The organism is Acetobacterium sp. KB-1, from assembly GCF_003260995.1.
GTDB classification, from domain to species: domain Bacteria; phylum Bacillota; class Clostridia; order Eubacteriales; family Eubacteriaceae; genus Acetobacterium; species Acetobacterium carbinolicum.
Window position 1 is genome coordinate 2,245,711 of record NZ_CP030040.1, and the last position, 21,790, is coordinate 2,267,500.

The window sequence follows — 21,790 nt, forward strand, 5'->3', positions numbered from 1 at the left end:
AAATGAAAAATGCTGTTGGACTTATCTTAAATGTGGATGGTGAGGATGATTCCTTAAAAGATTTTCTTTCCCATCGTAGCCTGAGCACCCTGCCTTTCGGCGGACGTTATCGTCTTATCGACTTTACCCTCTCCAATATGGTTAATTCCGGTTTATCTCAAATTGGTGTCATCGGTTCCCATAAATACAGTTCCCTGGTGGATCATCTGGGAACCGGCAAGGAGTGGTCCCTAAGTCGAAAAACGCAGGATCTTTCGATTCTCTCAGGCTCTAATAATTACCATATCGGGCGTCTGATCAAGGTTAATCTGCGTAATCTTCAGAATAACCGGGGCTTTTTGGACGCCACCACTGCTGAACATGTGTTGATTGCGTCTCCTAACCTGGTTACCACCTTTGATTTTAAAAATGCTTATGATCTGCATTTAAAAAATGACAGTGATATTACCTTGATCTTTAAAAAAGATGATCCCCTGTACCATCTCAGGGACAATGATCTTTTCCTGGAGTTTACCAAAAATCGGGTCAGCGGTCTCCACTACAAAAGAGAACATACCACTGGGCATTTTTTTGCTGAAATGTTTTTTGTTAAAAAATCCATTCTGGAGGAATTGCTGGATCTTAGTGAGCGGACCGGAGACTTTGACTTAATGGATATCATCAAATACAACATCGACACCCTCCGGGTCTTCGGTGCCCAGCATTGCGGTTATATCAAACGGGTAAACTGCCTGGAAAACTATATGAAAACCAGTATGGATTTATTGGAATATGACGTTATGCAAGAACTCTTTATGGGTAAAAATTCCATTCATACTAAAATAAAAGACAACCACCCAACCCTTTATAACGATCCCGCCGAGGTGTACAATTCCATTGTCGGTAGCGGCTGCACCATTGACGGAACCATTAATCACAGCATTATTTTTCGAGATACCCAAATGAATGTTGGCTCACACATCCAAAACAGTATCATTATGCAGCGGTGTGAAATTGGGAGAAATGTTAATCTAAACTATGTGGTCATGGATAAGGATACTAAAATCAGTGACCATACCACCTTAGTGGGTAAACCCCACGCTCCCATTGTTTTAAAGAAAGGCACGGTAATTTAAATGTTGAATGTCCTATTTGTTGCTTCAGAAGCTTACCCTTTTTCAAAAAGTGGTGGCTTGGGAGACGTCCTTGGCGCCCTGCCAAAATCATTTCCCGAAGATGTCGATGCCCGGGTTATCCTTCCCTTATACAGCACCATCCCAGAAGAATTACGCCTACAAATAAAACCCCTCAAACACTTTCAGATATGGATGTCGGATACCCTGCATTATTGCGGCCTGTTGACCTGTGAATACGAAGGTGTCACTTTTTATTTTATTGATAATGAAGCTTTTTTTAAGCGCCCCTCACTTTATGGCTATTTCGATGACGGCGAACGGTTTTGCTTTTTTTGCCGGGCCGTATTGGATTCTCTACCATTACTGGATTTTTCTCCGGACATTATTCACTGCAACGACTGGCAGACGGCCGCTGTTCCCTATCTGATCAAGCATCAATATCGCCGGGCTTTTCCTGACACCAAGGTGGTTTTTACCATTCATAATATCCGCTATCAGGGGGTTTATGGTTTTCACGATATCAGCCCCTACCTCCATCTGGGCTTCTTACCCTCAGACTTGGAGTATTACGGAAAGATTAATCTGATGAAAGGCGCTCTTTATACGGCTGATCTAATCACCACGGTCAGTCCAACCTACGCAAATGAACTAACCGACCCCTACTATGGCGAAGGCCTGGACGGGGTAATCCGCCATCTCAGTCACCAGGTAGTGGGGATTCTCAATGGCATCGATGAGTCCATTTATAATTCAGAGACTGACCCCGCCTTATTTGTTCCCTTTGACAGTCCCGAAAAAAAGAAGGCCGACAATAAAAAAGCCTTACAGGAATATCTCGATCTGCCGGTCCGTGAGGATGTTCCGATGGTATCGATGATCACCCGGTTAGTTGAACAAAAAGGTCTGGATCTGGTGTCCAACGTGATCCATGAGATTTTACAGCAGAATCTGCAGCTCGTTATTCTGGGGACCGGCGATGCTGTTTATGAAAATCTTTTCCGGAGCATTGCCTACAACTATCCGGATAAGATGGTGGCCATCATCGATTTTGATGAAGCGCTCTCAAGAAAAATTTATGCGGCCAGTGATTATTTCCTGATGCCTTCTAAATTTGAGCCCTGTGGCCTTTCTCAGATGATTGCCATGCGTTACGGCGCGGTCCCCATTGTTCGGGAAACCGGCGGCCTAAAAGACACCATCACTTATTTTAACCCCAAAACCAAAAATGGCAATGGCTTAAGTTTTGCAACTTACAATGCCCACGATATGCTTTTTACCATCCAGCATGCCGTAGCCCTCTACCACGATGCGCCGGCATCTTTTAAAATGCTGGTAAGAAATGCTTACAACAGCCATTTTGACTGGAAGCAATCCGCTGATACGTACCTTTCATATTATAATAAATTGATGGAGTGATAAGATTATGAAATTTCGTCATCATTCATGGGAGCTGGCCTATCGCAAGCCCTTTGGGGCATTACCAATTGGCAGTACCGTCACCTTGCGCGTTTATGCCACTGAAATTGACAAATTAAAGTTGCGGACTTATTTTAATAACCAGGAAACTTCGCATCCCATGATCAAATCCCGGGAAACTGATTATTGGGAAGTGACCCTGGAGATGCCCGTCATTCCTGGACTCCTCTGGTATGATTTTAGTTTTTGCTCCCGGGGCCGCGCCTATGCCTATGGCACCCGGCATGATCATTTGGGCGGCGAAGGCCGAATTTATGAAACAAAACCGCCCTCCTACCAAATTACAATTTATGATCCCAAACGGCAGTCACCGGCCTGGTACTCCCAGGGAATTATGTACCAGATTTTTCCCGACCGGTTTAATCGGGGTGCGGACTTTGATCTTGCCAATTTTCATAAAAATGCCATCCTCCATCCCAACTGGAATGATAACCCCCACTATTTCCGTGAGAAGGATGGTGGCATCAAATACTGGGATTTTTTTGGCGGCACCCTGGCAGGCATCACCGAAAAGCTCGACTACCTGAAGAGTTTAAACGTCACCATTCTTTATCTGAACCCTATTTTTAAGGCACGAAGCAACCACCGCTATGACACTGGCGATTATATGACCATCGACCCGGCCCTGGGCACCCAGGAAAGTTTTGAAACCCTGGCTTCAGAGTGCCAAAAACGAGGGATTTCGATTATACTTGATGGGGTTTTTAGCCATACCGGTGACGATAGCCTTTACTTTAATCGTTATGGAAATTATCCGGAGGTTGGTGCCTATCAATCGAAAGATTCTAAATACTATCCCTGGTACACCTTCACCGACTATCCCAAAACCTATACCTGTTGGTGGGGGGTTGACGCCATGCCGAACACGAATGAAATGCATCCTAATTTTCAGGCCTTTATTTATAAAAGCAAGGATAGTGTCATTCGTCACTGGATGAAATCCGGGGCTTCCGGCTGGCGGCTGGATGTCGCTGATGAACTGCCAGACCCTTTTATTATGGGTCTTAAGGAGACGATGATCGAAGAAAACCCGGACAGTATCTTAATCGGCGAAGTCTGGGAAGATGCCTCCCGTAAAGTAGCCTATGAGGAACTGCGCAGCTATTTTTCCGGTTATGAACTGGATGCCGTGATGAACTACCCGTTCCGGGAAACCTTTATCGATTTTGTTCTTAGCGATAAAAGCTCCGGGCTGGCCGCCCGGATTATGATGTCACTTTACGAGCACTATCCCAAAGACCAATTTATGGGAAACATGAACCTGATTGGCAGCCATGATCGGCGGCGGATTCTTAACGTCCTGGGGGAAGCCTATAAACATCAGGGAAAGAATAGCCAAAAAAACTATCGCCTGGATGACAGCCACTACGCACTCGCTGTAAAACGATTAAAACTGCTCAGCCTGATTCAGTTTACCTTCCCAGGTGTCCCCTGCTTATACTATGGCGATGAGGCTGGGGTCCAGGGTTTTGAAGATCCCTACAACCGACGTACCTATCCCTGGGGCAATGAGGATCAGGATCTCCTTTCGTGGTACCGCCAGATCACAAAACTTCGGGCTGATTATGCGGTTTTTCAGAACGGCTCCTGGCAACCCTACGAAGCCAGTGACGATCTTTTCGTGTTTGAAAGACGGAATGAAGACACGCTCTGTTTTTGCCTGTTTAACCGGAATGCCCGAGCGGTTCACCTGTTTAAACATCCGGATTTTAGCGGATGCAAGGGTTTTGATTTAATCTCAGAGGAAGCGATCTCACTAAACCCCATTGTTCTTCCACCACTTTCTTACGCCATTGTGATGATCACTCCTGACACCTGTCAAACTGTTTAGACGCTCTATCTCAAAGGATTGCGGTTATCCGCAATCTTTTTTGTTTTATCTTGGAAATATGGGGTAAAAAAGTTGTGACCACTACTATAATTTATTTTCTGATTCTTTAAAACAAGTTTGTTGAAAGGAAGCCTCATGAAACCATCACAACGCCTACAAGAAATTGAAGATTTCAAATCTTCATATATAAAAAAAATCCAGGAAGTTTCTGGTGAATATCTTGCTGAGTCATCGGTGCTCGATCAGTACCAGGCTCTCGCTGAAATCGTTATGGATAAAACAGCTTCCCAATGGGCTAAAACAAGATCTCAATACGACGAGGTTCCCCACAAGCGGGTCTACCTGTTCTCGATCGAATTTTTAATTGGTCGGCTGTTAAAATCCTATGTCAATAGTCTGGGGATGGAGGAAACCGTCAGAATTGCCATGGCTGAGTTAGGTTTGAATTATCAGACTATTCTCAGTCAGGAAGCTGATCCCGGCCTGGGCAATGGCGGTTTGGGACGGCTAATGGCCTGTTTTTTAGAGTCTTCTGCCACCCTGGGACTGCCCTTTCATGGCAATGGTATCCATTATAAGCATGGTCTTTTTGAACAGAAAATTATTAACGGCGAACAGGTTGAAGTCGCCGACAACTGGTTGCGCCATGGCTATCCCTTTGAAATTAAAAAACCCCACGAATCGGTTGTCGTTAAGTTTTACGGTCATCTTCGTTCTGAGCGAATAGATGGCGTACTGACCTTTGTTCTTGAGGATTATGAACCGATTTTAGCGGTGCCCTATGATATTCCCGTAAAAGGCTATCACAACAATACCGTGAATTCACTAAGGCTATGGAGCGCCGAACCCGTCGAAGAATTTGATTTGCCCAGCTTCAATGAGGGCCAGTTTCTCGACGCCGTTCGACATAAATCCGAGGCCGAGGCGATTACCCAGATTTTATATCCCAATGATAGTCAATTCGATGGCAAGCAACTGCGCCTGAAACAGGAATATTTTTTTGTCTGTGCCGGTTTAAAACGAATGATTACCCGCTTCAAGCGCTATAACAACGATTGTCTGGATGAATTTGCCGACAAGATATGTATCCATATCAACGATACCCATCCCGCCCTGTGTGGCCCTGAGATGATGCGTATTTTTATGGATGAAGAAGGTTTAAGCTGGGGCGATGCCTGGAAAATCACCATTAACTCCCTGACTTTTACCAACCATACTGTTCTTCCGGAAGCGCTGGAAAAATGGCCGGCGGATATGATGAAGTTTCTGTTGCCGCGAATCTACATGATTATCGAAGAAATCAACCGACAATTTCAGGAAGACTTGCGATTAGAACCGGGACTCAATGAACTGCAAATAAATGCCTTATCAATCATTCAGGATAACCAAGTTAACATGGCTAATCTGGCCATTATCTGTAGCCACTCGGTTAATGGCGTGGCCGAGCTCCATAGCAAAATTTTAAAAGAAGAAACCTTCAATGGCTATTATCAATTATTCCCAGAACGTTTCCATTCCGTCACAAATGGGGTCACTCCCCGGCGCTTTCTGATTAATAACAACACCGGTTTAAGAGACTTAATCACTGAATCCATTGGCACGGATTGGATCAACAACCTTTTTGCTCTTGAGAAGCTAATGGATTATCAGAATGATCCGCCGTTTATCGATCAGTTTAATCAAATCAAATTGGATAATAAAATCAATTTGTCAAATTATATTAAGGAGCATAATCATATCACGATCAACCCGGATTCCATTTTCGACATTCAAGTTAAGCGAATCCACGAATACAAACGGCAGCTCCTGAATGCCTTGCAGATTCTCCACTTATACAATTACTTAAAAGCAAACCCCCATATTGATATTGTTCCGCGAACCTTTATCTTTGCCGGTAAAGCGGCTCCGGGATACTATTTTGCCAAAGAAGTTATTAAGCTGATTAATTATATTGCCGATCTCATCAATAAAGATAACGGTATCCGTGATCAGATCAAAGTGGTCTTTCTGGCCAACTTTAACGTAACCCTGGGTGAGATTATCTATCCTGCTGCCAATATTTCCGAGCAGATCTCAACCGCCGGCAAAGAAGCTTCTGGTACTGGTAATATGAAGTTTATGATGAATGGTGCCATTACCTTGGGAACCATGGACGGCGCCAACATTGAAATCCATGAAGCCGTCGGCAAGCACAATATTATTACCTTTGGACTCTCCGCTGACGAGGTCACGCATTACCAAAAATATGGTGGTTACAGTTCTGTTCAGATTCATGAAAACGATCCTCGCATACAAAAAATAATGCGTCAGCTCATCGATGGCACCTTTGGCCATTTAGACAATTTTCAAAGTATCTATGACGCGCTGCTTTTGTATAACGATACCTACTTCGTCTTAAAAGACTTTGACGCGTATACAAAAGCACAAGACCGTATCAATGAACTATTTAAAGACCAAAACAAATGGTTTGAAATGTCCCTTAGCAACGTGGCCTACTCCGGTCTATTTTCCAGCGATCGTGCGATTCTGGACTATCAGAAAAATATTTGGAAGACACTGTAGATAACACACCCTCCTTTTAATGAAAGCCCGGTCCGGGTTAAATCCGGCCGGGCTTTCATTATTACGGGTTTTCTATTTTGCAAACGGTTATTTTTGCAGCTTTTCTTCGAGTTGTTTGATACTGCAATTAATGATTAATTCTTCCGGTAATCCCTGCTCCTGAATCAGTTTTATTATTTCATTAAAACGTCCCACATTATAATAAATATGACTATCACTACCAAGAATCACCGGTATGTTGTTTTTTTTAATTAATTTTATTAACGCTATCATATTGATCTCCGTATTTGTTCGAGCTGACGTTTTCATTAACGAAGCATTGTTCAGCTCCAGAATCACACCTGATTTTTTTGCCGCCTGTACTAGCCGCCAATAATTTAGCGGAAACCGCCCATCATCAGGATGACCAATGATTTTTACCGCCGGATTATGCATTGCTCCAATTATCGCATCGGTATTTTCTTCTTTTGAGCCTGACTTTATACAGTGGGAGTGAAGACTGGCAATCACATAATCCACATTATGTATCATTTTATCTGAGACATCAATTTTTCCATCGTAATCCAGGATATTCGCTTCAACTCCTTTTAGAATTCGAAGACCATTTATCTCTTGATTGATTGTTTTATAATTTTCGAAAAAAAAAGGTTCTGGAGCCCCCGGCATGGTATAAGAATGATCACTGGTTCCAAGGATCTTTAGACCTTTATTTTTCGCTTCATCAATATTTTCTTTTAAGGTACTGTAAGCGTGACCGCTGGCAATTGTATGGGTATGTAAATCCATTAGCAGTTTCATTGAGTCGTTTCCTTCTTAATCAGACATACCTGATCATTTATTTTAAAACCTTCATCCTTATTTGCGTAAACATTTAAAAATCCTGATACGCTTTTTACGATATAATGAATCTCGCGCCCATTATATTGTTTATCCTGAATCGTTCCGATGATGCCTTCGTTTTTTTGATGGATGGGTTTAATTTCCATTTCTTCAGGGCGAATCGGATAAATATTATGGGTCACAAAATAATGATCCACCCCATCTCCTTCAAATTCACAATCATGATCCGTACAATAAAAACGACCACTATCCCATTTTCCACTTAAGATATTGCTTTTACTGACAAAACGCGCAACAAACTCTGTTTTCGGCTGATTATAAATCTTTTCCGGTGTATCCATTTGCTCAATTTTTCCATCTTTCATAATAATAATCCGATCAGCCATCGCCAGGGCTTCGTTTTGATCATGGGTCACATAGACAATGGTTGAACCGGTTAATTGATGGATTTCTTTTATTTCTCTGCGCATATTGATTTTTAATTCCGCATCTAAAGAACTGAGCGGCTCATCCATCAGTAATACAGGCGGTAATTCAACAATCGCCCTGGCCAGCGCGACTCTTTGTTTCTGTCCCCCTGACAGTTCGCCGGGAAGCCGATTAATATATGGCTCTAACCCGGTGCTCTGTACAGCTTTTTTGAATAATTCCTTTTTTTTGTCCGCCGAAAGGGCCTTGTTGCGCCGGCTTTGCAAGGGAAATTTAATATGTTCCCGAACCGTCAAGTGCGGCCATAAGGCAAAGGACTGAAACACCATGCCCAAATTTCTTTTTTCAACGGGTAAACTCCATTGATTTTCCGTCAATACGGTTTGATCCAGGCAAATTTTTCCCTGATCCGGCGAAATAAAACCGGCTATAATCCGAAGTAATGTGGTTTTACCACAGCCTGATGGCCCGAGTATGGCGATAAATTCGCCTTTATTGATGTCAAGGTTGATATTATCCAGGGCCTTATTTTTACCGTATGTTTTACTTAAATTTTGTATAGTCAAGCTCATCTTCTATTCCTCCAGACAGGGGTTAATTATCTTTGTTAGTACTTTTTCAGCAGCGACTTGTTTTGCTGCCTTTTTACGACTGGCTCGCTGCATCATCCAAATCAATAAATAGCCTGCCAGTATCAATAAAACCAGAACCGTTGACATTGTTGCGGCCAGATTATAAGACCCCGCCTGCTGTAAATTAAAAATAGTCAAGCCAATCGTCTTCGTCCCTGCTGCTGACAGCATTGAGGACAACGTCAATTCAGTGAGAGCCGAGTTAAAAATAAAAAACGAACTCATTAAAATCGGTTGGCGAATCAGCGGGATCAAAACGTCCGTCCATCTTCTTATAATTCCTGTGCCGGAAATCAATGCCGCTTCCTCAAGGGACGCCTCCACTGTCAGAACAGCAGTCGCACTGCCTTTAATCTGGATAATCAGATACCTAAATACATAGGCAATAATAATAATTTTTGATGTATTATACACATTTGGAAATTTACCAAAGCAAAAGATCATAGCCAGTGCCAACACGATACCTGGTACCGCATAATTGAGTGTCGCTCCCAGCTCAACTAGTTTCACTGACAAAGCATTATTTCGGGCTTTTAAATAGCCGATGGCGGTGCCCAGGAAAACGCAGATCAAACAGGCCACACCGGCAAAGACAATACTATTTTTTACGGCTGAGGCCACTGCCGCATTGGTAAACACAAATTCAAAGGCGCTGAAGGTAAAATTTTTGATTTCAAAACTGGCCCCATAGTATTTTTGCACCGACGAAATCATCATGCTAACCAGCGGAATAACTGTGATCATCCCTAAAACAGAAATAATTGTCCATTCTAAAATGCGGCGCTTTGTTTTAGTAAAAAGGATTCGCTCACTAAAATCTTCTTTAATGCTGTCCATTCCTGAACTTTTTTTAATCAACCTTCCTTGAATAATGGTGCCGACCATTGAAATAATTGCCAGCATCACGGCTAAGGTTGCTGCTTGTGTAAAGGCACTGGGACCAAAGCTAATGGCTTTTTCATAAATATAGGTACTCAAAACCGGAATTCCTGAGGAGATCCCCAGAAAAGCGGGCACCGAAAAATTATCCAGTGCGGCCAAAAACGCTAAAATCCCTCCCCCAATTAATGCTGGCAACACCTGCGGCAGATTAATCTTTATCATTGTCTGCCATTGGGTACATCCAGATATTCGTCCGGCCCATTCCAAATCTCTTGGTACTTTTCGAAACATACTGAGTGTTAGAGTATATACAAGCGGTAAATTGCAAAGTCCCAAGACAAAAACAATTCCACCAATGGTATAAATATCAACCATCGGAAGCCGTATCTTTTCAAGAAATTGATTAATCACTCCGGTTTTTTGAAAGAGCTGGCTCCAAGCCAGAGTAATCACATAGGATGGAATGATAAACTGGGCCATAATCATTGTTTGGATCAATTTCTTACGCTTAATATTTGTATATGCCATCAAAAATGCGAGTATACCACCTAAACCTACCGAAATAATCGTGGCACCGATCCCAATAATAATCGTATTTTTGATCGCACTTACTGTTCGCGGCTCAGCTAACAGACTCACGTAGTTTAAAAAAATTGAACTGCTTTCTGTCGAAAAGCTGCGTAAAAATAACAGCATTAAGGGTAGTATCAATAAAAAGCCCAGCCCACCAAAAAAAAGAGCCGTTCCAATTCTTTGATACGTAGTTTTTTTTGTATGCATGTTGACTCCATTCTGATAAAAACTTCAACGCCGGATTCGCGACGTTGAAGTTTTAAAGTTAAAAGCTTTATTGAAACAATGCTGTAAATTTTTCTTTATCGGCATCTCGATTCTCTGCCAGCACACTCAAATCATAAGTCAGATTGGTCAATTCACCCACTGTTTTAAATCCTTCCGGAGCTGAAACACCTTCTTTTATCGGTGTATAACCAATTTGTGATACCACTTCCTGGCCAGCCTCCGATAATGCATAGTCGACAAATAACTTTGCTATTTCCGGATTTTTGCTCGCTTTTAAAATCCCGATTGGCTCGGTAATAATAAGTGATCCATCTTCGGGATAGACAAATTCAACCGGTGCACCATCAGCCTTGGAGCGAATGGCCATATAATCAACAATAATACCGGCACTTTTCTCTCCCCCAACGACGGCCTTTTGAACCGCTCCGTTTCCTTTATCGACAGTCACGCCATTATCTTTTAGTCCTTCATAGTATGCCCAGCCAATGCCATCTGTCCGAGTCAAAACCCCCAGATTATAAGCCGCGGCGCCTGAATACAATGGGCTCGGCATGATTAGCTGATCCTTAAATGATGGGGCTAAAAGATCCTGATATCCCTTCACCTCTTGCTTAACTAAATCCGTATTGATAATAATACCCGTAGAAATAATCTTTGTTCCGGTGTAGGTGTTCGCTTCATCATAGTATTCCTTACTGATGCCCTGTAATTCTTTAGATTTATAGCTCATTAAAAGATCTTCATTTTTTAGGGTTTCAAAGGTTCCGGCATCGGCAATTAAAAGCACATCGGCGCTGATGTTACCAACTTCTTTTTCCGCCATTATTTTACTGACCACTTCTTCCGTTCCGCTTCTAAAAACACTGACTTCGACATCTGGATACGTTTTATTAAAGGCTTCGGATAATACCTGAATATCGGCATCCGGCATCGACGTATAAATCGTTAAGCTTCCCTCTTGTTTGATCGTCTCAGTTTTTGCCACACTTTCCTGACACCCTGTTAAAGTCATCAAACTAATTAAAACCAGTGCCATCACCATTATTCTTCGTTTAAAAACCATTGTTTTCCTCCATAATTTTTTTTATATAGGATACTTCTTTCTTTACCTGCATTAAACCCGGTCTAGCGTCAAACCCTTCCAGAACAATTGGAAGGTTCTTTTTTAAAATCGTATCAAAGCAACTACTGAAATCATAATCACCCTCATATAGTGGTGTATGCAAGACGTTTCCTTTGCGATTGCTAAGATGAATTTTTGAGATATTATCAAATACATCAAAGTAGTGCTCAAACTCCTCCAGGCTGTCACAATGTGCAATGTCAATGGTGACTTTCAGCTGATCAATAAAACCATCCGCAAGCTCAGTAAATTCTTCATAAGAAGTCACCAGCTCATGGGGCAATTTTTCCATTAGCTCAATGGAAACATCAATATTCTTGCTTTCACCATACGATACAATTTCTGCCAAGCTATTTCTACCCAATCGCAAACTTCGATCACGATCTCCCACCAAGGTCATTTGGGGCGGATGCACCGTGACTTCTGATATCGCCAATGCATCCGCTAAATCAATCGATCGTTTGATTTCTTCAATGGATGTGTTCCGGATGTTCTGATTTAATGAAGCAAAGTTAAGATCCCAACTCTTGGCATGAACAAAATTCTTTAATCCGTATTGATCTGATAATGTGCGGCATTCTTTTCGTGAATATCGCGACAAATCAAATTGTTGGGCCCAAACTTCAATGCCGGAAAAACCATAGCGCTTCGTCTTATTCATCATCGTTTCTAAATCAGTATTAAAGAAAAAATTCGACGATACATAGAGATTCTTCATACCGACCTCCTTTCCTATTTCAAAGCAAGTCTATCTTAATTATATTAACAACCCGTTAAATGCGAATTAACAATATGTTAATTTATTTTCATGCTGCATTTATTGAAAATTATATTGCATTTTTGATTTTAAATGTTATAATAAAGAAAAATTCTGGAGGAATCGTATGATTGAACTCAGTCAAATCGATCGACAATTATTGTCAAAAAAAGACCATTTAATCCTGGACTACTTATTAAAAAGCAGCCCTAATGTTTATTATGAAAGCTCTGAAGCGATCGCAAAAAAAATTAGTGTGAGTAACGCCACCATTAGTCGCTTCTGGAAAAAAATCGGTTTTAAAAATATTCGTCATTTTCAGAAAACGATGCTTCAGCAGACCGGTCAAACACCGGCTTCAAAGGTACGGACCACCCTGGAAAAAATGAAAGAAACCGATAGCAACGTCCAAAACGTTTTTTTAAAGAATATTGAATCGATTGAACATACCTTGTTTCAACTCACGGATGAAGCCATTGAAGCTGCGGCTGAGCTGTTCCTTTACCATGACCGCATTTATGTCTTTGCCCCTGATGCTTCGCTTGGTATCGCTTATATTCTCCGCTATCGATTAAAGCGTCTGAATATTGAGTTCATTCTCATCGATGGTGGTTCGGCAATTTATGAAACCATCAATAATTTTGAGCCCACTGACTTAGTCATTGTTTTTTCCTATGGTCGTGTCCTTGCCGAAACCGATATTATTTTTAGTGAAAAAGAACGAATCAATTTTGATCTGATTCTCTTTACCGATCTTTTATCGATGCATCTTCATTATCAATGTCAGGCTTTTTTATATAGTCATCGCGGTGATCCCACTGAGTATCACTCCATGACTGCCCCAATGTCTGTCGTCGATGCCTTAATCCTTGAAATCGCATCGCATTCTGAGCATTCACTGGAGCATTTAGAAAAACTCTCCACGCTTCGCGCAAATTATCAAAACTTAATTAAACGATAATCCTTCTGAGCGGTACAATGCCAAAATTTCTGTCACATTTTTTTAATTGTCGTGAACTGTATCCGCAGATACAGTTCACAGCGAAAACTTGTGTTATTGTATCAGTTAGAAATAAACTTTACTGCAGTGGGTTGTTTCAAAATGACAATTACATGCCAGGGGATATGATGAAGTTTCTGTTGCCGCGGATCTACATGATTTCGGTTAAATCAAATTGAGGGTTTCCTTTGTTATTGGATTCGTAGTCGTTATCATCAGCTTTTAAAGCTTATATCGATGCCATCGCTTCTGAAATCCCCAGCTTCTTAATTTTCTTTAGTGGACCAATGACTGATAAAGCTGCCGTCATGATACAAATGACTGCTATCCCAACGATCTGATATAACGGAAAAGACCAGTCCGCAGCAAGAAAATCAAGCAGTTTCTTTTGAAGTAGCACACCACAAATACAACCCATGATACAACCAGTCACGCTATAGGCAATTGACTGCGTCAGAATCATTTTATTAAGTTGCTTATCTGACATACCCACGGCCCGGAGCATCGCCAGATATTTGGTTCTTGACACGACACTGGTATTCATAGTATTGATCATGTTTAAAATACTGATTAATGCGATGACTGTCACAAATCCATAAATAAAAACGGCGATGGTCATAAAGGCATTGTTTGCTTCGGCATTCATCTGTCGTTTATCGTGCAGGGTAATCGTCTCATCAATCATTGTCTTAACTTCATCCACTTTCTGGTTGTCATTTTTGTCACGCAGCTGGAGATCAATCGCATGCTCAGTTGGATTCCCGATAATTTCAAGGCCGTCCAACTGGGATAATTCTTGCCATAATTCAGGCGAAATCCTCTGCTCCGATGTTAGGGTCAGATCCGCGGTATCATGGTTGTCCGTTTTTATCCCCATAAAAACAGGATTGACCAGAACACTGAATCCCAAGAATAAAATAATACTGATGGCAATCGAGCTGGTCATCAGGATTAGCGTTCGTTTTTTACTCACCGCGTTGTTCACACCCATTGCAATTTCAACTGGTAATAGTCTGGTGAGCAAACCACATTTCTGCCTGATCGAAATTTTCAGATCGGCACTTCCGGTAACGGCATTGACTGGCGAAACCTTTGCAGCTTTTTTGGCAGGCAACATGGAAGCCATAAAAACCGTCAGAAAACCGGTCAATGTCCCTGCTCCGATGCCAATGGCACTGATATTTATAATTGAAATATCACCAAAGAGCTGAGGGTTGTAAATTTTTAGTACCGCCGAGCAGACAAAGGTTAGCAGCATTCCAGCCAGTACCCCTAAAGGGATGGCCTTCAGCGAAATAATCAAGCTTTCTCTTCTTACCATTCGCCTGATTTGTTTTTTTGAAGCACCAATACACCGCAGTAATCCAAATTGTCGAACCCGATCAATCACCGATATATTAAAGGTATTGTAGATCATCACGACTGCGGTAACCAGTACCAAACCGAACAGTACCGCTCCAATGAGGTAAAAGGTTAAGACCCGGTTGTTTTTAGTTTCCAGCATCAGCGCCAGAAGACCTTCATTGTAACCCATCCGCTCTTCGGGAATATTCAAAACGGTGACTATTTCTTTTTCGGCATTCGAAATATTCACCCCCGCCTTAAACAGCACAAAATATTGACTGGTTACCACAGTCAGTTTCTCTGCCGTTTCCGTTGAGACAAAAACAAAAGGAATCGCAGCGGCCTTGGTGGCACCCCAGTCGTTAATGACACCGCTGATCACATAATCTTCGGCCGTCCCGTCAGATCGGGTGATCTTTATCGTGTCGCCGCTATTTAAGACCTGTTGATCCAGGTACCATTTTTCAAGCACGACTTCATGATCATTTCTTGGCATCTTACCTTCAATCAGGTCGATATTTAAATTGCTGGCGAAATTTTCACTTATATATCCCAAGGCACAAATCTCATCATTAGTTTTGCCCTCTCCCAGATCTTTTAAAAGCCCTGAATTTTCCACGTCGATTCGACTTCCAATGATATCCATCTCATTTTGCGTCGGATCACGAACGAGAATATGATAATTGCCTTCGCTTTTTAATACCTGTGCTGTTTCAAACTTTACCAGGGCATCCAGCATCGAGAATATTCCAACGACCAGTGCCACCGCCATGACGACGCTAAAAATCGTTAACCGGGTTTTATTTTTATATCCAGCCAAATACTTGGGTGCTAAATCAAGATAATTTCTCATCTTTTGCCCTCACCAAGTTCTCTGACCATTCCATCATTTACCTGAAATACACGATCCGCAAAGGATGCATAATTGTGATTATGGGTAATCATAATCACCGTCTGGTTATACTGGTCTACCGACAACTTGAGTAAATTCATCACATCCTGACTATTTTTACTGTCCAAGTTACCGGTTGGCTCATCAGCCAGAATAATCGCCGGTTTGGTAGCAAGTGCCCGGCCGATTGCCACCCGTTGTTGCTGACCGCCCGAAAGTTGGCTGGGCAGATGCTGTTTTCTTTCTGCTAGCCCCAAGATGCCCAATAATTCATTAATGTAGTGCTTGTCAGGTTTTTGATAATCCAGCAAGATCGGCAACACCATATTTTCTTCGACATTTAATTCAGGAATCAGATTAAACGCCTGAAAAATAAAGCCAATGTTGCGACGCCGAAATATCGAAAGCTCCTCTTCCTTCATTTTATGAATCTCTTTGCCATCAATCGTCACCGTTCCGGTTGTAGGCTGATCCAGGGCTCCAACCATATTAAGCAGCGTACTCTTCCCTGAGCCCGATGGTCCAATGACCGATACAAACTCCCCTTTTGACACGGAAATCGACACATTATTCAATGCCGCTACCTTTGTATCACCTTTACCATATGTTTTGCACAAATTAAGCGTTGATAAAATATTCACTATTCACACCTCACCTTTCTTTATTGAAATGATAGCATGCTCACATGACTCCCACGTGAATCCATTCTTACAAATTTGTAAGTTTCGGAAAGATCACATGAAACACTGTGCCTTTGCCCAATTCGCTGTAGACGGTGATGGTGCCACCATGCTTTTCAATAATCGTTTTTGAAAGCGCCAGGCCGATGCCAATCCCCTGATGGTCTTTTGAGTAACGACTTCGATAAAAACGTTCAAAAATATGATGAATATCTTCCGGATCGATGCCAGCACCATTATCTTTAATCGTAATTTCAATTAACAGACTGTTTTCCACACCGCATATTTCAATTTGATCGGTTTCTTTGGTATGGTCAAGGGCATTCTTAATGATATTCTCCAGTGCCTCGCCCAGCCAGATTTCGTCAAAGCTCATCCTGATGGATGGGTCACAGACAAGATTTATCTTTTTATTTTCACGTTCCGCTCGAGTCATTAACACAATTCTGCATTCCTCCAAAAATGGCTTTAATTCGCGACTGTTTTTTTCCAGAACAATAGTGCCGGCATCAATCTTTGCCAGCTTCAACAGATTTTGAATCAGGTTCTCCATCCGTAACAGTTCACGCTGACTTTTTTGCACAAAATCTTCAACTACCTTGTTGCCCGTTTTTTCATCCAGAATAATCTCGTTGTACATTTGTAATGCCGCCAGTGGTGTCTTTAATTGATGAGAAATATCAGAAATTGTTTCTTTTAAGAAAATCCGGTGATGCTTTTCTTTTTCAATGTGGACTGTCAGAGCTGTTGCCATCGTATTCACTTTAGAAAAAAAAACAGAAAGCTCGTCTTCGCCGCCATCGTTCAGACGAATCGATGCATCACCATCCATAAAACGTTGAATTTTCTTACCGGCATCTTCAAGCTTTTTATTTCGTTGGAATGCAAAAAAATAAAATACCGCCAGTAGAAACAAGGAAAACACTGAAGTAAAAACCAACATAATGACCGCATATTTTTGATAAAATTGATCGACTTTCGGCAATAAGCTGTTAGCCATACCTTCTTGGTAGCCGGCTGTTTTTAACAGTGCTGCCCCATTAATTACCGCTTCATCGACTTTCTGGTCAGTGAACGCCATCCTAATTTGATGCGTATTCACGCCATGGCTAAGCAAATGTCCAGCTATCTCAGCATCGTGTGTCATCATGTTTTCTTTATACGATTCTGTCATCTGCATAACGACAATCTGCATCGTTATGATCATTCCCAACAAAATAAGTATGGTAATGACTGCCTGTTGCTTTAAATTATTATCGTTTGAACCTAACATTTTCATTCCTCACTTCTGGTGATTCCATTTGTATCCGATACCTCTCACCGTTAATAAGCATACCGGTTTTTGAGGATTATCTTCAATTTTGTTCCGTAATCTGCGAACATAGACGGATAATGTGTTATCATCTACAAAACTGCCACTTTCATCCCAAAGTCGATCCAGCATTAGCGTTCTGGTTAAAATCATATTTGGGTTTTGCATCAATAAGCATAACAGCCGGTATTCAGAACCTGTGAGTTCAACCAGCCGATTTTCTTTCATAACCTTGTTTTCATCGAGTTTTATGACGATGCCATTGGATTTTAACTCTTTACCGGAAGTCGCTGATAGTTTTGCCCGCCGAAACAAGGCATTGATTCGAGAAATAAGTTCATTCAATTTAAAGGGTTTGGTGATGTAATCATCCCCACCCATATCGAGGGCCATTACAACATTCACTTCTTCATCTGATGCAGTCAGAAAGATAATGGGAACCGTTGACGCTTGCCTGACGTGCCTGCATATCTCAAATCCGGTTCCATCCGGTAATGTCAGATCAAGCAGCAAAAGATCATATTGAGTTGTTGATAGTTGGACTAGCGCCGCTTTGACAGTTCTGACAACCTCAACCTGAAATCCGTTTTTATTTAAAGAAAACACTAGTCCGTCAATCAGACTTAAATCATCCTCCACCAGTAGAATATTATTCATGATTGTCCCTCTCTTTTAGCGATGTATTTATGAATTTAAAAACCTTTATTAATTTTTGCTTTAGGTTTGGTGAGCACGAACCACGCAAACTAAATTATCCTCTTACAGTATATTTCGGTATTCGCTTGGATGCAAGCGGTTCTTTTATTGAGGGTAACCCTTAGCTTTTTCCTTGCAAATGAAGTAAAAAATCATTAAAATAAAAGCCTATAATTAAATCCAGGCGAATAAAAAAAGTTAAAAATTTCTGTCACAACCCATGATCAACTATTGTCTAATTTAGTATAATGCAAAATTACATAGAATGGAGATTAATATGAATAACAAAACCGATGACGCAAATGAGAAAATTGAATTAGCCCTTAATGGTGACAAACAGGCATTGGAACTCCTGCTCGGCAGTGTGCAGGACATGGTGTATAATCTGTCATTACGGATGCTCGGCAATCCCCATGATGCGGAGGACGCCACCCAGGAAATCTTAATCAAGACAATGACGGGCTTGTCCTCTTTCCGGAAAGAGAGTGCGTTTTCTACTTGGGTGTATCGCATCGCAACCAATTACCTGCTGAACTACAAAAATTCATTTTTTGCAAAACAACCACCACTTAGCTTTGAGTTTTATGGGGCGGACATTGAGGCCGGATTTTTGAGAAATAATCCGGGTATGATGAATGGCGTCGATGAGGAAATTTTAACCCATGAACTTAAAATGTCCTGTACTAACGTGATGCTCCAGTGTTTTGACCCGGAAAGTCGTCTGATCTATGTCCTGGGCATCATGTTTAAAGTGGACAGCAAGGTTTGTGGGGAGATTCTGAGAATTACCCCGGAAGCATACCGCCAGCGTTTATCCCGAATTCGTCAAAAAATGGCTGGTTTTCTGAAGCAGTATTGCGGTCTTGCTTCACCAGAAAAATGCAATTGTCAAAAGCGAATCGGCTATGCCATCACAAATCACCGCTTAAATCCAGCCAATTTAGAGTACCATCAACTTGAAAAAGTGGATGAAGATGTCGCGTTAGATTATTTGGCAGCTATGGAAGAAATGGATATGGAATCGGCAATCTTTGCCAAATTGCCCAGCTATCGTTCTCCCCAGAATACCAAGGATTTTCTGCAAAATATACTATTCTCTGAAAACATGGCGACCATCATGGGTCAGGCATAATGGAACACCGTTATGGCAAGAATACCAGCATATAAAGAGTTGATAAACACACGACTGGCCAATACTTACGGTGGCTGGATCTATTGTGAGGGTTGCAACAAGACGATTGGTTATCTGTGTTATGTAACTTATGACCTTTTTCGATTCGACTATCGATGCAAATGCGGAAACTGCGGAAGTGTCCATCTCGTATTTGAACGTCAAAGTACGGAGCAAACCAGTAGTGAACAATCATTGATTACCATAAAGAATCGTCTATGTTGTCCTGAAGACAAATCTCCGTTAGCAACAATTCTGGAAAAGAACCTTGCTTCATATAAATATGAAATCAGCTGTAAAACCTGTAATACAAAATATCAGGTAGAATAAGCTTAATAGAAATATTATTGTACAGGTAATTGCAACACGACAATTGCCTGTATGGTTGTTTGAAATTACTGAAACTAGCTCGCCGCTAAGCATCTAGTCGAAGATGGCGATACTAACTTGGAAAATACATTTATCTCCAAAACGCTCTAAAAATTACTGCCGTGAAATGAATCCGTGCAACTCCGTCTCCGCTGTGCTACGCCTGCGTTTGGGGCTTCGCCCCATAAAAAAATAGATATATGAACATTGATTTTCAAGTAAACTTGAATCAATATTCATATATCTATTTTTTTGCACGGCTTCGGTTTAACTGATCGTAGTTTCCTCGGGTTTGTTTAATCCTTAGTCCGGATCAAACCCTCGTCAACTGCGTTCTTTTTTGCACCTTTGCTTCGCTCTGCTCAGCTGCATACCAAATTTTTACAAAATTTGGGCAAAAAATTCAAAAGTCCCGCAATGTCCTATCCTCCCAGGCAGTTGCCCACCAAGTACTTTCGGCGCTGGAAGACTTTACTTCTGTGTTCGGTATGGGATCCCAGGCAGTTGCCCACCAAGTACTTTCGGCGCTGGAAGACTTTACTTCTGTGTTCGGTATGGGATCCCAGGCAGTTGCCCACCAAGTACTTTCGGCGCTGGAAGACTTTACTTCTGTGTTCGGTATGGGAACAGGTGTGGCCCTTCCGCCATCATTACGGAACTAGTTAGACTAGTTAAAAACTATTTAATTATAATTGCATTTATATGAATTGCTTTTCGGTGATCATCGATCACTCGAAACAGCATAGTGTATAAAATCTTGGATCAAGACCTCGGTCGATTAGTACTGGTCAGCTCCATATGTTGCCATACTTCCACATCCAGCCTATCTACCTGATCGTCTATCAGGGACCTTAACCTTTCGGTGAGATATCTTATCTTGAAGGGGGCTTCGTGCTTAGATGCCTTCAGCACTTATCCTTTCCAAACTTAGCTACCCAGCTATGCTCCTGGCGGAACAACTGGTGCACCAGTGGTTTGTCCGTTCCGGTCCTCTCGTACTAGGAACAGCTCTTCTCAAATATCTAACGCCCACGACGGATAGGGACCGAACTGTCTCACGACGTTCTGAACCCAGCTCGCGTGCCTCTTTAATGGGCGAACAGCCCAACCCTTGGGACCTGCTTCAGCCCCAGGATGAGACGAGCCGACATCGAGGTGCCAAACCTCCCCGTCGATGTGGACTCTTGGGGGAGATAAGCCTGTTATCCCCGAGGTAGCTTTTATCCGTTGAGCGATGGCCCTTCCACTCGGAACCACCGGATCACTAAGCCCGACTTTCGTCTCTGCTCGAGATGTCTCTCTCGCAGTCAATCACCTTTTTGCCTTTGCACTCTAAGAGATGGTTTCCAACCATCCTGAAGGTAACTTTGGGCGCCTCCGATACTTTTTAGGAGGCGACCGCCCCAGTCAAACTGCCCGTCTGACACTGTCCGATGACCGGATTACGGCCACTCGTTAGAATTCCAATCGTACAAGGGTGGTATCCCAAGGGCAACTCCTTCGAAACTAGCGTCCCAAATTCTTTGTCTCCCACCTATCCTGTACGTGCACGATCAAAACTCAATGCCAGATTGCAGTAAAGCTCTACGGGGTCTTTCCGTCCTGTCGCGGGTAACTCGCATCTTCACGAGTACTACAATTTCACCGGGTGTGTTGTCGAGACAGCGCTCAAATCGTTACGCCTTTCGTGCGGGTCAGAACTTACCTGACAAGGAATTTCGCTACCTTAGGACCGTTATAGTTACGGCCGCCGTTTACTGGGGCTTAAATTTGCACCTTCGCTTGCGCTAAGCACTCCTCTTAACCTTCCAGCACCGGGCAGGCGTCAGCCCCTATACATCATCTTTCGATTTAGCAGAGACCTATGTTTTTGCTAAA

At 42.1% G+C, this 21,790-nt stretch carries 16 protein-coding genes and 3 rRNA genes (1 of these 19 cut by a window edge); 7 read left to right on the forward strand and 12 right to left on the reverse strand.

Translation table 11 applies throughout. The annotated features are described in order from the left end of the window. The first annotated feature begins 2 nt into the window (after positions 1–2). The 4 genes from glgD (at position 3) to DOZ58_RS10430 (ending at position 6,984) form a co-directional block, all read left to right on the forward strand. Positions 3–1,115, forward strand: coding sequence for a glucose-1-phosphate adenylyltransferase subunit GlgD (gene glgD, locus DOZ58_RS10415; RefSeq protein ID WP_111888226.1), 1,113 nt, complete (start codon positions 3–5; stop codon positions 1,113–1,115). A 3-nt stretch (positions 1,116–1,118) separates the two neighbouring features. Beyond that, positions 1,119–2,531, forward strand: coding sequence for a glycogen synthase GlgA (gene glgA / locus DOZ58_RS10420; protein ID WP_204355513.1), 1,413 nt, complete (start codon positions 1,119–1,121; stop codon positions 2,529–2,531). Positions 2,532–2,538: 7 nt separating this feature from the next. After that, entirely contained in the window at positions 2,539–4,422 is a 1,884-nt protein-coding gene (locus tag DOZ58_RS10425) for a glycoside hydrolase family 13 protein (RefSeq protein ID WP_111888228.1), read from the forward strand. Between the two features lie 135 nt (positions 4,423–4,557). Next, positions 4,558–6,984 (forward strand): glycogen/starch/alpha-glucan phosphorylase, encoded by a 2,427-nt coding sequence (locus tag DOZ58_RS10430; protein WP_111888229.1) that lies wholly within the window; start codon positions 4,558–4,560, stop codon positions 6,982–6,984. Between the two features lie 87 nt (positions 6,985–7,071). Here DOZ58_RS10430 and DOZ58_RS10435 read toward each other — a convergent pair whose 3' ends face one another. From DOZ58_RS10435 to DOZ58_RS10455, 5 genes are all read right to left on the reverse strand, one after another. Further along, a complete protein-coding gene (locus tag DOZ58_RS10435; protein WP_111888230.1) occupies positions 7,072–7,782 on the reverse strand; it encodes a phosphatase in 711 nt (236 codons plus the stop codon). Then, on the reverse strand, positions 7,779–8,825 hold the full coding sequence (locus DOZ58_RS10440) for an ABC transporter ATP-binding protein (RefSeq protein ID WP_111888231.1): 1,047 nt from the start codon (positions 8,823–8,825) through the stop codon (positions 7,779–7,781). Before DOZ58_RS10440 ends, DOZ58_RS10435 begins: the two co-directional genes overlap by 4 nt. A gap of 3 nt (positions 8,826–8,828) precedes the next feature. Then, entirely contained in the window at positions 8,829–10,547 is a 1,719-nt protein-coding gene (locus DOZ58_RS10445) for an iron ABC transporter permease (protein ID WP_111888232.1), read from the reverse strand. A 67-nt stretch (positions 10,548–10,614) separates the two neighbouring features. Continuing rightward, positions 10,615–11,631 (reverse strand): ABC transporter substrate-binding protein, encoded by a 1,017-nt coding sequence (locus DOZ58_RS10450; protein WP_111888233.1) that lies wholly within the window; start codon positions 11,629–11,631, stop codon positions 10,615–10,617. Continuing rightward, on the reverse strand, positions 11,621–12,409 hold the full coding sequence (locus DOZ58_RS10455; RefSeq protein WP_111888234.1) for a sugar phosphate isomerase/epimerase family protein: 789 nt from the start codon (positions 12,407–12,409) through the stop codon (positions 11,621–11,623). The genes DOZ58_RS10450 and DOZ58_RS10455 overlap by 11 nt, the downstream gene beginning before the upstream one ends. Before the next feature lie 166 nt (positions 12,410–12,575). On the opposite strand from DOZ58_RS10455, the gene DOZ58_RS10460 reads away from it, so the two are divergent. Continuing rightward, positions 12,576–13,409 (forward strand): MurR/RpiR family transcriptional regulator, encoded by an 834-nt coding sequence (locus tag DOZ58_RS10460; RefSeq protein ID WP_111888235.1) that lies wholly within the window; start codon positions 12,576–12,578, stop codon positions 13,407–13,409. A gap of 268 nt (positions 13,410–13,677) precedes the next feature. On the opposite strand, the gene DOZ58_RS10465 is transcribed toward DOZ58_RS10460, so the two are convergent. From DOZ58_RS10465 to DOZ58_RS10480, 4 genes are all read right to left on the reverse strand, one after another. Then, positions 13,678–15,645, reverse strand: coding sequence for an ABC transporter permease (locus tag DOZ58_RS10465; RefSeq protein ID WP_111888236.1), 1,968 nt, complete (start codon positions 15,643–15,645; stop codon positions 13,678–13,680). Beyond that, a complete protein-coding gene (locus DOZ58_RS10470) occupies positions 15,642–16,325 on the reverse strand; it encodes an ABC transporter ATP-binding protein (RefSeq protein ID WP_111888237.1) in 684 nt (227 codons plus the stop codon). The genes DOZ58_RS10465 and DOZ58_RS10470 overlap by 4 nt, the downstream gene beginning before the upstream one ends. 67 nt (positions 16,326–16,392) lie before the next feature. Beyond that, entirely contained in the window at positions 16,393–17,637 is a 1,245-nt protein-coding gene (locus DOZ58_RS10475; RefSeq protein ID WP_242988476.1) for a sensor histidine kinase KdpD, read from the reverse strand. A 9-nt stretch (positions 17,638–17,646) separates the two neighbouring features. Then, the gene (locus tag DOZ58_RS10480; protein WP_111888239.1) at positions 17,647–18,333 is read right to left on the reverse strand and encodes a response regulator transcription factor; all 687 of its coding nucleotides are present in this window, start codon (positions 18,331–18,333) and stop codon (positions 17,647–17,649) included. Positions 18,334–18,649: 316 nt separating this feature from the next. Here DOZ58_RS10480 and DOZ58_RS10485 point away from each other — a divergent pair, with 316 nt between their 5' ends. Continuing rightward, positions 18,650–19,504 (forward strand): RNA polymerase sigma factor, encoded by an 855-nt coding sequence (locus DOZ58_RS10485; RefSeq protein ID WP_111888240.1) that lies wholly within the window; start codon positions 18,650–18,652, stop codon positions 19,502–19,504. Positions 19,505–19,516: 12 nt separating this feature from the next. Next, a complete protein-coding gene (locus DOZ58_RS10490; RefSeq protein ID WP_111888241.1) occupies positions 19,517–19,873 on the forward strand; it encodes a hypothetical protein in 357 nt (118 codons plus the stop codon). A gap of 448 nt (positions 19,874–20,321) precedes the next feature. Here DOZ58_RS10490 and rrf (DOZ58_RS10495) read toward each other — a convergent pair. The 3 genes from rrf (DOZ58_RS10495) to DOZ58_RS10505 form a co-directional block, all read right to left on the reverse strand. Continuing rightward, positions 20,322–20,444, reverse strand: a 5S ribosomal RNA gene (gene rrf, locus DOZ58_RS10495). A gap of 15 nt (positions 20,445–20,459) precedes the next feature. Next, a 5S ribosomal RNA gene (gene rrf / locus DOZ58_RS10500) occupies positions 20,460–20,570 on the reverse strand. Positions 20,571–20,670: 100 nt separating this feature from the next. Continuing rightward, positions 20,671–21,790: ribosomal RNA gene (locus DOZ58_RS10505) — 23S ribosomal RNA — on the reverse strand (it continues 1,741 nt past the right edge of the window).

Coding starts and splice junctions, on each gene's coding strand:
- DOZ58_RS10435 (WP_111888230.1), bottom strand. CDS start 7,782: ATGAAACTGCTAATGGATTTACATACCCATACAATTGCCAGCGGTCAC.
- DOZ58_RS10455 (WP_111888234.1), bottom strand. CDS start 12,409: ATGAAGAATCTCTATGTATCGTCGAATTTTTTCTTTAATACTGATTTA.
- DOZ58_RS10480 (WP_111888239.1), bottom strand. CDS start 18,333: ATGAATAATATTCTACTGGTGGAGGATGATTTAAGTCTGATTGACGGA.
- DOZ58_RS10425 (WP_111888228.1), top strand. CDS start 2,539: ATGAAATTTCGTCATCATTCATGGGAGCTGGCCTATCGCAAGCCCTTT.
- DOZ58_RS10440 (WP_111888231.1), bottom strand. CDS start 8,825: ATGAGCTTGACTATACAAAATTTAAGTAAAACATACGGTAAAAATAAG.
- DOZ58_RS10445 (WP_111888232.1), bottom strand. CDS start 10,547: ATGCATACAAAAAAAACTACGTATCAAAGAATTGGAACGGCTCTTTTT.
- DOZ58_RS10485 (WP_111888240.1), top strand. CDS start 18,650: ATGAATAACAAAACCGATGACGCAAATGAGAAAATTGAATTAGCCCTT.
- DOZ58_RS10465 (WP_111888236.1), bottom strand. CDS start 15,645: ATGAGAAATTATCTTGATTTAGCACCCAAGTATTTGGCTGGATATAAA.
- DOZ58_RS10460 (WP_111888235.1), top strand. CDS start 12,576: ATGATTGAACTCAGTCAAATCGATCGACAATTATTGTCAAAAAAAGAC.
- DOZ58_RS10430 (WP_111888229.1), top strand. CDS start 4,558: ATGAAACCATCACAACGCCTACAAGAAATTGAAGATTTCAAATCTTCA.
- DOZ58_RS10475 (WP_242988476.1), bottom strand. CDS start 17,637: ATGTTAGGTTCAAACGATAATAATTTAAAGCAACAGGCAGTCATTACC.
- glgD (WP_111888226.1), top strand. CDS start 3: ATGAAAAATGCTGTTGGACTTATCTTAAATGTGGATGGTGAGGATGAT.
- DOZ58_RS10450 (WP_111888233.1), bottom strand. CDS start 11,631: ATGGTTTTTAAACGAAGAATAATGGTGATGGCACTGGTTTTAATTAGT.
- DOZ58_RS10490 (WP_111888241.1), top strand. CDS start 19,517: ATGGCAAGAATACCAGCATATAAAGAGTTGATAAACACACGACTGGCC.